The following is a 13,863-nucleotide window of genomic DNA, read 5'->3' on the forward strand; positions in this document are numbered from 1 at the left end:
GAGGCGTGGGACGTTGCCGTCAGGGTTGACGGGAGTGGCGGGCGACTTTTTGTGACCAATTCGCCTCGAGTCCGAACTGCATGCTGCCGATTCGTTGCCGGCCGGTCGCGGGCGTATTGCTCGCGCACCGAAACTGCCACATCGACTTCTGCTTCACCTTCAGGATCGCGGCCCCGGCGTGCGGCCGGGGCTGCGTCATTCTGCGCTAGATAGGCGCGCCCTGGAACAGCGGCTCCGCAACACCGCGCTGCGCGAGCGTCGCGACGAACAGGTCGCCCGCGAGCGTGTCGGCCGCGCGCGCCGTCGCATCGAGCTCGGCGTAGGCGCTCGTGATGTACAGCGTGTCGAGCGCCGTCTCGCCCTGGGCGCTGCCCGTGGCCTGGCCGAGCGCGGCACCGCCGATCGCGACGCAGCTCGGCTGCGTGGTCGGCACGTCGATGCGCTCGGTTTCCACGCCATCGGGGCCGTAACGCACCACGCGCGCGCCGCCCCATTGCGCGTTCCACAGGCCGCCGTCGCTGTCGACGGTCGAGCCGTCGGGGATGCCGTTCGCATCGGTCAGGCGAGTGAACAGGCGATCGTTCGCGATGCCGCCGTCCGCGCGATAGTCGCACGCGCGGATTTCACGCGTCGGCGAATCGCAGTAGTACATCGTCGCGCCGTCGGGACTGAATGCGATGCTGTTCGAAATCGCCGGCGCTGGCAACGGTAAACGTTCGAGCGACAGATCGTGATTCAACCGGTAAAAGCCGGCGACCGTCAGCCGTTGTCCGCTTTCGTCCTTGGTGCCGAACACGAAACGCCCTTGCCGATCGCAGCGGCCGTCGTTGACCCGTGTATTCATGCCGGGCTCGACGTCGACGATGCGCTGTGTGCTGCCCTTCTCCAGATCGAAAAACGCGAGGTGCGATGCGAGCCCGAGCAGCACGTAGCGCGGGTTTTCGCACAGTGCGAAGGTGGCGAGCCGCTCGGGCATGTCGAACGAATCGCTGCGGCCGTCGGCCGGATCGTAGCGCCACAGCCGCGCGCCTTCGATGTCGGTCCAGTAGAAGCGGGCGCTCCTCGCGCACCAGGTCGCGCCTTCGCCGAGCTCGCATTGCGCGTCGAGCAGCAGCGTGGCCCGCTGCACGCGCGGGCTGGCGCTCACGCCCAGCCTCCGTCGACGACGATGTCCTGCGCGGTGATCATGCGGCTGTCGTCGGCGGCGAGGAACAGCGCCATGCGCGCGAGGTCGGCCGGCATCAGCTCGGCGTCGATGCACTGGCCTTCCTTGATCTGGCGGCGGCCGTTGTCGTCGAGCCACAGGCGCAGCTGCTTGTCGGTCATCACCCAGCCCGGCACCAGCGTGTTGACGCGGATATTGAAGTGGCCGAGGTCGCGCGCGAGCCCGCGCGTCAAACCCTGCACCGCCGACTTCGACATCACGTACACCGGATAGCCGCCGTTCTTCAGCATCCAGCTGATCGAGCCGAGGTTGATGATCGAGCCGCTACGCGCGGCCTTCATGTCCTCCATCACGGCCTGCGCCGCGAAGAACTGATGGCGGATGTTCACGGCGATGCCCGCGTCGAACGACTCGCGCGTCACGTCGCCGATCTGATGGCGCTTGTCGTTCGCAGCGTTGTTGATGAGCACCTGGATCGGACCCAGCGCGGCCTTCACGTCGGCGATCGCTTTTTGCAGCGCGTCGACATCGGTCAGATCGCAGGCCAGAAACAGCGGCTTGTGTTTCGAATCGCCGAGCTGGTCGGCGAGCGCTTCGCCCGCGCTCGCGTCGATATCGAAGAACGCGACGCGCGCGCCCTGCGCCGCGAAGTGCTCGACGAACGATGCGCCGATGCCGGTCGCGCCGCCCGTGATCAGCACCGTACGGTCGACGAGGCTCGGATAGCGCGCGTACGCGGTGTCAGCGAGGCTGGCGTTTGCATTGGCCGGAGACGACATCGTTCGATTCCTTTATGAGCTTGGGATGGGGTGAAAGCGACTCAATCGCGCGAGCCGCGGTTCTTCAACTGGTCGAGCAACACGGCCGCGAGCAGGATCGCGCCGCGCACCAGGTACTGATAGAACGCGTCGATGTTCAGCAGGTTCATCACGTTCTCGACCGTACCCATGATCAGCACGCCGATCACGACGCCGGAGATCGTCGCGCGGCCGCCCAACAGCGACACGCCGCCGAGCACGCACGCGGAGATCACGTTCAGCTCGAAGCCTTCGGCGGCGTTCGGCTGACCCGACGTGATACGCGACGCGAGAATCACGCCGGCAAGCGCGGTGACGGCGCCCTGGATCAGAAAGATGTAGACGCGCGTGCGCTCCACGTTGATACCGGCGAGCCGCGACGCTTCCGGATTACCGCCGATCGCCAGCGTATTGCGGCCGTACACGGTCTGGTTCAGCATCACGCCGAACACGATGAAGCAGATCAGTGTGACCCAGATCGGCAGCGACACGCCGAAGAACGTCAGGCCGCCGAGCGCGATGAACGTATCCGACGACACGCCGACCGCCTGCCCATGCGACACGATGAAGCCGAGGCCGCGGACGATTTCCATCGTCGCGAGCGTCGTGATCAGCGCGTTGATGCGCAGATAAGCGATCACCGCGCCGTTGACGAAGCCGATCACCGCGCCCGCCGCGACCGCCGCGATGATCGCGATGACCGTGCTGTTGGTCGCGTTGAGCACCATCGCGCACAGCACGCCGGCGAACGCGACGGTCGAGCCGACCGACAGGTCGAAGTCGCGCGACGCGAGGCAGAACATCATCGTGCACGCGACCATGCCGATCTGCGAGATCGACAGCGCGAGGCCGAGCATGTTCTCGATCGAGAAGAAATGATCGACGGTCAACGACATCGTGACGAACATCAGGATGAAGATCACGATCAGGCTGTATTCGGTGATCTGCTGCCACCATTTGGCCTTGTCGCCGGTCTGCGGAATCAGCGCGTCGGCCGCGCTCTTGGCGGTCTGCTGCGCGAGGTTTTCTCTGGCTTGCATGTTCAATACTCCTCCCCGTTCCCCACGGGTTGCGGACTCGCGTCCGGATAAGGTTCAGGCCGCGCGCGACGCGCTCTGGTTGGCGGCGTTGGCGTTCGCGTTTTCAGGCAGCGCGGTCGAGCTTTGCGGCAGCGCGAGGCTCAGCACCGACTGCTCGGTCGCGTCCTGGCGCGCGAGCTCGCCGGAAATGCGGCCCTGGCGCATCACGACGATCCGGTCGGACACGCCGAGCACTTCCGGCAATTCCGACGAAATCATCACGATCGCGCAGCCGCGCTCCGCGAGCTGATAGATCACGTTATAGATCTCGTGTTTCGCGCCGACGTCGATGCCGCGTGTCGGTTCGTCGAGAATCACGACTTTCAGATCGGGCTCGGCGAGCCAGCGCGACAGAATCGCCTTCTGCTGGTTGCCGCCCGACAGGAAGCGGATCTTCTGCCGCCGATGCGGCGTCTTGATCTTCAGCAGCTTGATGAAACGGTCGGCCGTCTGCGCCTCCTTCTTGCGATCGAGAAACACGCCCGCGCGCAGATAGTGACGGCGGCAGCTGATGTTGATGTTCTCCGCGACGCTCGCCATCGCGACGATGCCCTCTTCCTTGCGATCCTCGGGGCACAGCACGATGCCGTGTTTGATCGCCTCGCCCGCGCTGCGCACCTTGATCGGCTTGCCGTCGAGTATGAGTTCGCCGCCCTTGCGATGCTCGGCGCCGTACACCAGATGCATCAGTTCGCTGCGGCCCGCGCCGACGAGTCCGAAGAAGCCGACGATCTCGCCGCGCCGCACCTCGAAGCTCGCCGGCTGCGCGAGCGGATGACCTTCGATCGCCTTCGCCGCGAAGCGCACTTCACCGAGCGGCCGCGCCGAATAGCTATAGATGTCCGAAATTTCGCGCCCGACCATCTCGCTGACGATCGTGTCGCGCGACACGCCTTCTAGCGTGGGATGCGACGCGACCTTACGGCCGTCGCGGAAGATCGTGCACGCGTCGCACAGCTCGTAGATCTCGTCCATCCGATGCGAGATGTAGATCATCGCGCGGTTGTCGGCGCGCAAATCGCGCACCAGCTTGAACAGCACCTCGGTCTCGCGGTGCGACAGCGAGCTGGTCGGCTCGTCGAGCGCGATCACGCGCGCGTTGCGCATCAGCGCCTTGCAGATTTCGACCATCTGCCGCTGCGCGATCGACAGCTTGCGCAGCTTCGCGTTCGGATCGAGCGCGACGCCCATCGCTTCGAGTCGCTCGCGCACGAAGCGCTTCGCCTCGCGCTTGTTGACCCAGCCGAGCGCATTGGGCAACTGGCCGAGCAGCAGATTTTCCGCGACCGTGAGGTCGGGCACGTACTGCAGTTCCTGGTGAATTACCGCGATGCCGGCACCGATCGACGCGGCCGCGCTCGGAAAGCGCACCTCGTTGCCGTCGATCATCATGCGGCCCGAATCGGGCTGATACTCGCCGCCGAGAATTTTCAGCAGCGTCGATTTCCCGGCGCCGTTTTCGCCCATCAGGCCGTGCACCTGGCCGACGTTGACGTCGAAGGACACACCGTCGAGCGCACGCACGCCTGGAAAAACCTTGCCGATATTGTCAAAACGTAGCGTCGCTGACACTTCGCCTCCTTGTCGACCGGAGTTAGCGCTTTAGCGCTTACTCCGGTCCCATGCAGTTTCATCGCGGTCGACCGGAGTTAGCGCTTTAGCGCTTACTCCGGTCCCATGCAAGATATTGCTGCTTCATGTTGACCGTACGCGTATCGCGCGCGATCCGTCTGTCTACCGCAGATCGTCTCTCGCCGCCGGCGCGCCGTCTCCTGCGCCAGGCAGGGAAAGCGACGCGCCGGCGGTGTACTTCATACCACCGCAAGTCTTGCGATTACTTCGACGCGAGGCCCATCTTCTCGCGCACTTCGCCGACGTTGTCGCGCGTCGCCAGCATGCCGGTCGTCAGCGTCAGCAGCGGCGGCTCCTTGCCCTGCGTGATCCACGCGTACATCAGTTCCGAGGTTTCCTCGCCGTGGCGCTTCGGGCTGATGATCACGGTGCCGTAGAAGCCCGTCGGCTGCGGCTTCTTGAACTCGTTCATCGCGGACTCCGAACCGCCGATGCCGATGCCGATCATGTTGTCGGCCTTGAAGCCACGGCCTTCCGCCGCGCGCACCGCGCCGAGCACGCCTTCGTCGTTCAGCGCGTAAGCGACCCAGTGCTTGAACTGCGGGTTCTTCGTCAGCGCGATGTTGGCGGCGTTGAACGCGTTTTCCGTGTCGGTCTTCGCCTGCGGCGCGGTGACGATGTTCGCTTTCGGGAAGCCCGCGGCGACCAGCGCGTCGGTCGCGCCGGTGGTGCGGTCATGCGCGGTCGGCAACTGCTCGTAGGTCACGTCGATCGCGCCGACGTCCTTCATGTCCCAGCCGCGCTTCTTGATTTCAGCCGCGATGCCGTCGCCGACCTGCTTGCCGATGTTATACGCCGAGATGCCCATGTGCGGCACCGCTTCGATCGGCTTGCCCGCGCCGTCGACGAGGCGGTCGTCGACCGTCATCATCTTCAGGCCGTCCGCCTTCGCCTTCGCGACGATGCCCGGCCCGAGCTTGACGTCGGGTGTGCAGATCACGAAGCCCTGTGCCTTCTGGGCGGCGAGGTTATCGATCGCGCTCATCACCTTCTCGCCCGACGGCGCGCCGATCTTCACGAGCGTGAAGCCCTTCTGCTTGGCGGCCATCTCGGCGAACTTCCATTCGTCCTGGAACCACGGTTCTTCCGGCTGCTTCACGAGGAAGCCGATCTTGACCGAATCGGCGGCCTGTACGACCGGTGCGTTGAAGAGCACACCCGCCGCCGCCGCTGCCAGCGTGAGGAAAATTCTACGTTTCATAATGCGTGTCTCCTGACTAATTGATAACGAGAAGGTAATCGGCCGCGTCTTCTTGTACCGGTCTGACACACGCGGCCAGCGCGTCGTCCGGTGTTCTGTGCGTCTTTTGGCGACGCAAATTCAGTCGTGGTAAAGCACCGAGCGCCCGCCATCGACGGTGATGCAGCTCGCATTGATGAACGGCGCTTCGTCCGACGCGAGGAACACCGCGGTCATCGCCACCTCTTCCGGACGGCCGATGCGCTTCATCGGCTGCAGATCGAGTGTCGCCTGCTTCGCGGCGGCCGGATCGGACTGCTCGTTCCACCAGTCGTGCGTCAGCTGCGTCTCGATGTAGCCCGGCGCGATCGCGTTCACGCGCACGTTGCGCGGCGCGTACTCGATGCCGAGCGCGCGCGTGAGGCCAATCACGCCGTGCTTCGCGACCGGGTACGGAAAGCAGCCCGGAATGATCTTGAACGCGTGCGTCGACGCGATGTTCACGATGCTGCCCGCGCCACGCTCGACCATGCCCGGCAGCACCGCGCGACAGCCGTTCCACACGCCGTCGAGATCGACCGCGAAGCAGCGCCGCCAGTCGGCGTCGGTCATCGTCAGCGGATCGCAGAACACGTTGATACCCGCGTTGTTGACGAGGATGTCGAGCGCGCCGAACGCGCGTTCGCCTTCGCTGACCGCGTGCCGCACCGACGCCGGTTGCGTCACGTCGGTCTGCACCGCGAGCACGCGCGCGCCGGCGCCGGTGCCAACTTCCGCCTCGATCTGCGCGGCCGTGCGCTGCGCCGTGTCGAAGTCGAGTTCCGCCAGCACGACCGCCGCGCCCTCGCGCGCGAACGCCAGCGCGATCGCCGCGCCGATGCCACGCCCGGCGCCCGTCACGAGAGCGGCTTTGCCGGCGAGCCGGTTCATTTCTTCGCGCCCGCGCGGGCGATCCGCAGACCGTTGATGAACGCCTTCGCATGCGACGCGGTCACCGCCGCGCTCTGGCCCGGCTTGTACAGCGCGGAGCCGAGGCCGAAACCGTTCGCGCCGGCGCTCAGGAACGGCCCCATGTTGTCCGGCGTGACGCCGCCGACCGGCACGAGCGGCACCTGCGCGGCGATCACCGCGCGCCATGCCTTGACGACCTGGCAGCCGAGCTGCTCGGCGGGGAACATCTTCAGCACGTCCGCGCCGTTCTTCAGCGCGATGAACGCCTCGGTCGGCGTCGCGACGCCGGGCGCGCAGGCGAGGCCCCGCGCCTTCGCGGCGATCACGACTTCCGGATCGCTGTGCGGCATCACGATGAGTTCGCCGCCCGCGGCCTTCACGTCGTCCACGAACAGCGGATGCAGCACCGTGCCCGCGCCGACGATCACGTCGGCCGGCAGCACCTTGCGGATCGCCGAGATGCTGTCGAACGGCTGCGGCGAATTGAGCGGTACTTCGACGATGCGAAAACCGGCTTCGTACAGGGCCTGACCGTGATCGGCCGCGTCGGCGGGCGTGACGCCGCGCAGGATCGCGATCAGCGGACAGGCTTCGAACGCGGCGATCAGACCCGCGTGCGGCATGTACGGTGCGGGCAGATTGATGTGTGGTTGCATGTCGGTTCCTTGTTTCGTGAGCGTCGTAAAGGGCTCTGCCGCCGGTCAGCCTGCGCGCGCCGCCTGGGCGGACGGCCGGACGAGCCCCGCTTCGACGGCGACGCGCCACAGGCCGCGTTCGGTTGCATGCCTGACCGGCTCCGCCCGCAGACAGCCGAATTGCGCGAGCGCGAGGCGGTAGCGCTCGCACAGCGCGTCGTTGCCGATCAGCCGCAGACTCTGCTGCGCGAGCGAGCTGCCTTGCTGCGCGAGTACCGCTTCGAGGCCGGCGAGTTCGTGCCCGATCAGCAGGCCCGACAGATAGTCCGGCTGTGCCTCGCTCGACAGCGCGCCGGTCAAGCCGAGCGTGCGCGTGCTGAACACGGTCGCGAGCACGCCTGCCTGGCCCTTCTCGCGCGCGATGTTCACGCCGCGCAGAAATGCTTCGGTATCCGGGCGATCGGGCGTGACCATCGTGCGGCCGAGAATCGTGTGCTCGCGCAGCGCGGCGAACACCTCGCCGGTCATGAACGTATGAAAACGCTCGATGCGCTCCGCCTGCACGACCGCCCATTTCGCGTGCGTGCCGGGCAGGCCGATCAGCGAGCGGGCGTTGCTGTCGACCGAGTTCGCGTCGTGCGCGCCGTCCGCGTCCGCGCTGAGCGCGCCGAAAATTTGCGTCTCCTCGCCGCGCATCACGTTCGGCAATTCACCGCGTTGCAGCACGCCCGGCACGATATGCAGCGTCGCGCCGCGCGCGGTCTGCACGCGGACGATACCGGCCACCAACGCATCGGCGTTCGCGGGTGTCTCGACATACGGCGCTTCGAGCCAGCCCTGCGCGCTGCCGACCATCCCCGCCGCGATCACCGGCACGCCGCGCGCGTGGTCGAGCCATGCGCCGCAGGCGTCGTCGAACGCGGCGTCGAAGCCGCCCTCGGCCGCGCTACGCGGCAGATTCATGATGCCGGCCGTCGATGCGCGCGTCGCCAGCACGCGACCGTGCGCGTCGAACAGATAGGCGCGCAGCGACGTCGTGCCCCAGTCGAGCGCGATCAGCGCGGCGTGCGTGAAATCGACGGCGGCGGTATCGGCAGCGGCGGTCGCCTCCGGCTTCACGCCCGTGTCGGGCGCGGCGGCCGCCCGGTGGTTCGCCAGCGTGGCGGTGCCCGCTTGTTTCATCGCTTGATCCTGCGCGTGGCCGGTCGCGGTGCGCGCCAACCGAGTTCTTCCGATATCGCGCGCGCCTCGCGCTGCACGACCGGAATCAGTTCGTCCATCCGTTCGAGCGGCATATAGGGAATCGTGCTGGCCACCGACAACGCCGCGACGATCGCGCCCGACGCATCGCGCACCGGCGCCGCGACGCAACGGATCGCCGCTTCGTTCTCTTCGAGATCGAACGTGTAGCCGCCGGCCGCGTAGTTCGTCATGCGCTGCAGGAAGGTCGGCGCATCGGGGCGGTTGTCCGGCTTGAAGCTGACGCCTGCGAGCGCGCGGCGCGACGCGTCGAACAGCGACTGCCATGCGTCCGGCGCGAGGTCGAGCATCATCGCCTTGCCGATGCCGGTCGACGCGAGCGGCATCCGATGGCCGACGCGCGAGCGCATTTCGAGGCCGCGCGTGCCGGGGATCTTGTCGATGTACAGCACGTCGTCGCCGTCGCGCACGCCGAGGTGGATCGTGTCGAGCGTCTGCTCGGCCAGCGACTCGAGGTGCTGACGCGCGACGGCCGTCAGCGGCATCTGTTCGAGCGCGATCGTGCCGAGCTCGATCAGCTTCGGCCCGAGCAGATAGCCGCCCTGCACCTGGCGCAGATAGCGCGCCTGCACGAGGCTGCTGACGAGCCGGTGCGTGGTGCTGCGGGTCGTGCCGAGCGCGGCGCCGAAGCTGCGCAGATCGCGCACCCCGGCCGCGGCCGCCTCGAGAATCGCAAGGCCGCGCAACAGTGTCTGCGTGCCGGCCTGCTGCGGCGTGATTTCCAGCAGCGTGACCGGCAGCCCGAGACCGTCGACGGTCGCCGCGCGCGCCACCGGGCGCGACGCCCTCGCGGTAACGGACGCACTGGCGGCGACATTGGCGGTGACGGCTGAAGCCTCGCGCGGCGCGGAATTCAGCGCCGGATTCGCGGCGCTGTTCGGCCCGCCGTTCGAGCCCTGCGCGGCCTCGGTCGCGCTGGCGGCGGGAGTGGGCATCGCTTTGTTCATGGCGATTCGCTTTCGGATGGTTTCTGCGCTTAGCGCGCGGGGCCGGAGAACAGGGCGGGAACGGGTGCGGCGCCGCGCTCGCGCGGCTGCTGTGGTTGGCTGCCAGACATGGTCGGTCTCGTCTCCGGTTTTTTTCTGTCGCTGTTCGCTGTTTCGGCGCGCTGGGGCGCCGACTCGCGATGCATGTTGGCTTGGATTGTAGGGCGACTTTTGAGAATCACCAATATGTGAATGTTGAGTCCATATAGTGAGATTTTAGTGGGCGATCGAGTGTTTAGCGAACTGTCGCGATCGCGGTCTGCTAACGCAAAAAAGCCCGCGCGAGGCGGGCTTCGAAGCAGGACAACGAGATCGAGGGCTCTTTCAATCCGGCAATTCAGCCGCGCCCATCCGCCGCGCAATCACGCGCGCGCGTTGCGTGAGATACGCCGAATTCCTGTGTTCATCGAAATACCTGGGGCGTGGCAGCATCACCGCGAGCCGCGCCGACTGCGCGGCCGTGAGCTTGCTCGCCGAGGTCTTGAAGTAGTACTGCGCGGCCGCCTCGGCGCCGTACACGCCGCTGCCCCATTCGACCGAGTTCAGATAGATCTCGAAGATGCGCTGCTTGTCCATCAGCGTTTCGAGCATCCACGTGATGATCAGCTCCTGGCCCTTGCGGATATAGCTTTTCTCGCGGGACAGAAACAGGTTGCGCGCAAGCTGCTGCGAGATCGTCGAGCCGCCGCGCACGATCCGGCCTTGCGCCTTGTTGCGCTCCCACGCCTGCAGGATCGCGTCGGTTTCGTAGCCTTTGTTGTTGACGAAGTTCGCGTCTTCGGACGCGATGATCGCGCGCTTCAGGTTGCGCGAAATCTGATCGTACGGCACCCACGTTCGCTGCACCGACAGATCCGGCCGGTCCTGCGACAGACGCCATGCGTCCGAGCGCATGAACGCGGTCGAGCGCGGATTGACGACGTTCCAGATTGCGATCTGCGCGAAGTAGTACGCCTGCGTCGCGAGCCAGGCGATGGCCACGACCGCGGTCAACCAGGCGAGCCAGCGCAGCGGGCCGGACTGGCCGCGCGAACCGCTGGCGCGCCGCGTCGCTGTCATGGTGCGTGCTATCCGCGCGCCGACGTTACGCGGGCGACGGCGCCGTCAGCAGCGCGCGCAATTCGGCGAGCACCGGCGCACTGTCCGGACGCACGCCGCGCCACACATGGAACGATTCGGCGGCCTGCTCGACCAGCATGCCGAGTCCGTCGGCGCCGCGCGCGCCGAGTTTCGCCGCGTGCTGCATGAAGATGGTCGGATGCGCGCCGTACATCATGTCGTAGGCGAGCGTGCCGTTGCCGAATGCGCGATCGTCGCACTCGGGCAGCGACGCATCGAGGCTGCCCGCGGTCGCGTTGACGATCACGTCGTACTGGCCCGCTTCGATCGCGCGGGCGCTGCCGCCAGTCAGACGGCAGTGCGCGCCGCTGGCAGCCTGCGCGAACTGGTCGACCAGCGCTTCGGCCTTCTGCGCCGTGCGATTGACGATCGTCAGCGTATGCGGTGCGCGCTCGAGCATCGGCAGCACGACACCGCGCGCGGCACCGCCCGCGCCGAGCAGCAGGATGCGCGCGCCCTTCAGCGACACGCCCAGATTCACCTCGATGTCGCGCACGAGGCCGAAGCCATCAGTGTTGTCGCCGTAGATGCCGTCGGCGTCGACCCGCAGCGTGTTCACCGCGCCGGCCGCCGCCGCGCGCGGCGACAGCGTGTTCGCGAATGCATGCGCGTCGAGCTTGAACGGCACCGTCACGTTCAGGCCGCGTCCGCCCGCTTCGATGAACGCGCGCACGTGCGGCACGAACGCGTCGAGCGGCGCGAGCAGATGACCGTACTCGACCGGCTCGCCGGTTTGCGCGGCGAAGCGGCCGTGGATGAACGGCGACTTGCTATGCCCGACGGGGTTGCCGATGACCGCGTAGCGCTCGCGCGTTGGGTTGCCGCTCATCGTCCCGGCTCCGTGATGTGTTGGTCGCGGTCGGCGTTGTTCGCGGCGTCGTTGCCGTCGCCGGTCGCCGCGGATTCGTCTGCGCTGGGGTTGTCGTTGGGATTGCCGCCGTCGGCTTCGGCTTCCGCTTCGGCTTCGCTTTCGGCGCTGTCGTCGGATGCGTCGAGCAACTCTTCCTCGCTCTCGTCCTCGCCTTCTTCAGCTTCGGCGCCGCTCGTCACGGTCGGTGCATCGAGCACGTGCAACAGACGCACCGACGCTTCGATCGTCAGTTCATCGATCGACATGACTTCCATCTGCAAACGCGTGCCGCGCGCATGCACGCCGAGGCCCGGCACGTGCAGCAGCAGCGGAATTTCCTCGAGACGCACGAGATCGCCCTTCACGACCGACGCGACCACCTGCTTGCGGTTTTCCTGCCTGAGCCAGCGCAGACACCAGAAGTACTCCATGCGACGCTGATAGTCGGCGTACGCGGTGTAGGTGTCGTCGAAGCCTTGCACGACCGCGAACAGATCGGCGTCCTTCGGCTTGAACGGCGCGGCGAGCTTGGCGGTCACGCCATGCTGCACGCACGCGATCAGCTGCCACTGATTCACGAGGTCGACGTAGCGGCGCAGCGGCGACGTGCTCCACGCATACTGCGTGACGCCGAGCCCTTCGTGCGGCGCGGCGTTGGTCTGCATGCGCGTGCGCTTCGGGCCGCTCGGCACGCCGAACGCGCGCTGCGTGCGATAGATGCCCGGCACGCCGTGATCGTGCAGGAACCCGCCCCACGACGAGTTCGCGAGAATCGCCAGCTCGGCGACGATCGTGTCGAGCGGCGAGCCGCGCCGGCGCGGCGTAATCGTGACGTGCTCGCCGTCGACGTAGAAATTGAAGTCGGTATTGCGCTGCACTTCGCGGCGCAGGCCGTAGCCGGCGCGCGCGGTCTGGCGCTTTTCGAACAGCGCTTGCGCGAACGGCCACAGCACGGCGATATCGTCCTTGTGCGGATACTCGCCGGTGCCCTCGGCGAGCGCCTTCTCGGTGACGATTTCGTCGAGCGTGTTGTGGCGCAGATTGTTCTTTACGAACACGCGCTCGGCGCGCGTTTCGCTCGCGACGATCTCCTGCGTCTCGCGATTGACGATCACGTACAGCGACAGCGCCGGCCGATACCCACCCTCGGCAAGCGTGAAGGTGTCGACGACGCTGTCGGGCAGCATCGTGATCTTGTCGCCGGGCATGTAGACCGTCGACAGACGCGCGCGCGCAATCGCATCGACTTCGTCGCCACGCTGGATGCCGAGCGCCGGCGCGGCGATGTGCACGCCGATGCGCACACGGCCGTCGGCCAGATGCTCGACCGAGAACGCGTCGTCGATTTCGGTCGTGGTGATGTCGTCGATCGAGAACGCTTCGACGTCCGCCTGCGGCAGATCGTCGGGCACGTTCGCGGCCGCGACGGACGGGAAGCCGGTGCCGTGCGGGAAGAACTCGGACAGGAATTTCGCTTCGTGCAGCGCGCGCGGCGACGCGATCGCGCCGCATTCGAGCATCAGCCGCGCCTGCGAGATGCCGCGCGCGGCCGCGGCGCCCTCGAGCGCCTTGTACTCGATGGTGTTCTTGTCGGGCTTCGTCAAGAGCGCGAGCCCCTTGCCGCCCGCGAACGCTTCAGGCAGACGGCCTGCCTTCAGCTCTTCCTCGTACTGCGCCTGCACGAGCGCCTGCTGACGCTTGCGCTCGAGGCCCGCGAGCGCCATCTTCAGTTGCTCCTGCGGCGCGCGCTGGTACATGCCGCGGCCCTTGCGGCGGAAGTACACCGGCGAGCCCTGCATGCGCAGCACCAGCGCCGCGCGCTCGATCGCGCCGAAGCTCGCGCCGAAGTACTCGGCGCCCAGCGTCGCGAACGGGAATTCATCGTCCGGCGCGCATTCCCACAGGAAGTCCAGATCGATCTCTTGCGCCAACGCGTCGGCCTGCTGCATCAGTTCGGCCGCGCTGGGCTTCTCGAACTCGATCAGCACATCCTTCGCGCGCACCTTCGCGCGCCGCCCGCCCGGCAACTCGACCTGAAACGCGTCGCCCTGGCGCGACAGCACGCTGCCGGCCTTGAAACTGCCCGATTCCTCGAAGAAGACGTTCACTCAATACTCTCGTTCTGACTTGCGTCTGCCGTCGCGCCCGACGCCCCGTGGCGATCGATCACTGCATGCGCGGCACGGCAACCTGTTCGTGATAGTGAATC

12 protein-coding genes are annotated in these 13,863 nt (G+C 66.8%); all 12 read right to left on the bottom strand.

Annotation, left to right across the window (positions count from 1 at the left end; genetic code table 11):
* Positions 1-205 precede the first annotated feature (205 nt).
* Positions 206-1,147 (bottom strand): SMP-30/gluconolactonase/LRE family protein, encoded by a 942-nt coding sequence (locus F6X39_RS18845; RefSeq protein ID WP_187617696.1) that lies wholly within the window; start codon positions 1,145-1,147, stop codon positions 206-208.
* Positions 1,144-1,944 (bottom strand): SDR family NAD(P)-dependent oxidoreductase, encoded by an 801-nt coding sequence (locus F6X39_RS18850; protein WP_090801880.1) that lies wholly within the window; start codon positions 1,942-1,944, stop codon positions 1,144-1,146. Before F6X39_RS18850 ends, F6X39_RS18845 begins: the two co-directional genes overlap by 4 nt.
* Before the next feature lie 41 nt (positions 1,945-1,985).
* Complete coding sequence (gene araH, locus F6X39_RS18855) at positions 1,986-3,002, bottom strand: L-arabinose ABC transporter permease AraH (RefSeq protein WP_184022903.1); 1,017 nt, start codon at positions 3,000-3,002, stop codon at positions 1,986-1,988.
* Positions 3,003-3,056: 54 nt separating this feature from the next.
* On the bottom strand, positions 3,057-4,613 hold the full coding sequence (araG, locus tag F6X39_RS18860) for an L-arabinose ABC transporter ATP-binding protein AraG (RefSeq protein WP_187617697.1): 1,557 nt from the start codon (positions 4,611-4,613) through the stop codon (positions 3,057-3,059).
* Between the two features lie 262 nt (positions 4,614-4,875).
* On the bottom strand, positions 4,876-5,874 hold the full coding sequence (locus F6X39_RS18865) for an arabinose ABC transporter substrate-binding protein (protein WP_184050969.1): 999 nt from the start codon (positions 5,872-5,874) through the stop codon (positions 4,876-4,878).
* A gap of 120 nt (positions 5,875-5,994) precedes the next feature.
* On the bottom strand, positions 5,995-6,783 hold the full coding sequence (locus F6X39_RS18870) for an SDR family oxidoreductase (protein WP_187617698.1): 789 nt from the start codon (positions 6,781-6,783) through the stop codon (positions 5,995-5,997).
* The gene (locus F6X39_RS18875) at positions 6,780-7,460 is read right to left on the bottom strand and encodes a 2-dehydro-3-deoxy-6-phosphogalactonate aldolase (RefSeq protein ID WP_187617699.1); all 681 of its coding nucleotides are present in this window, start codon (positions 7,458-7,460) and stop codon (positions 6,780-6,782) included. Before F6X39_RS18875 ends, F6X39_RS18870 begins: the two co-directional genes overlap by 4 nt.
* Before the next feature lie 45 nt (positions 7,461-7,505).
* Positions 7,506-8,621 (bottom strand): 2-dehydro-3-deoxygalactonokinase, encoded by a 1,116-nt coding sequence (locus F6X39_RS18880; RefSeq protein WP_187617700.1) that lies wholly within the window; start codon positions 8,619-8,621, stop codon positions 7,506-7,508.
* Complete coding sequence (locus tag F6X39_RS18885; protein ID WP_187617701.1) at positions 8,618-9,646, bottom strand: IclR family transcriptional regulator; 1,029 nt, start codon at positions 9,644-9,646, stop codon at positions 8,618-8,620. The genes F6X39_RS18880 and F6X39_RS18885 overlap by 4 nt, the downstream gene beginning before the upstream one ends.
* Positions 9,647-10,009: 363 nt before the next feature.
* Positions 10,010-10,744: a monofunctional biosynthetic peptidoglycan transglycosylase gene (mtgA, locus tag F6X39_RS18890; RefSeq protein ID WP_184022897.1), complete on the bottom strand. Its 735-nt coding sequence runs from the start codon at positions 10,742-10,744 to the stop codon at positions 10,010-10,012.
* A gap of 25 nt (positions 10,745-10,769) precedes the next feature.
* Positions 10,770-11,633, bottom strand: coding sequence for a shikimate dehydrogenase (gene aroE / locus F6X39_RS18895; protein WP_184022896.1), 864 nt, complete (start codon positions 11,631-11,633; stop codon positions 10,770-10,772).
* Positions 11,630-13,762: a ribonuclease catalytic domain-containing protein gene (locus tag F6X39_RS18900; RefSeq protein ID WP_187617702.1), complete on the bottom strand. Its 2,133-nt coding sequence runs from the start codon at positions 13,760-13,762 to the stop codon at positions 11,630-11,632. The genes aroE and F6X39_RS18900 overlap by 4 nt, the downstream gene beginning before the upstream one ends.
* Positions 13,763-13,863: the final 101 nt, after the last annotated feature.

The organism is Paraburkholderia sp. UCT2, assembly GCF_014397665.1.
In the GTDB taxonomy this organism is placed as follows: Bacteria; Pseudomonadota; Gammaproteobacteria; order Burkholderiales; family Burkholderiaceae; genus Paraburkholderia; species Paraburkholderia tuberum.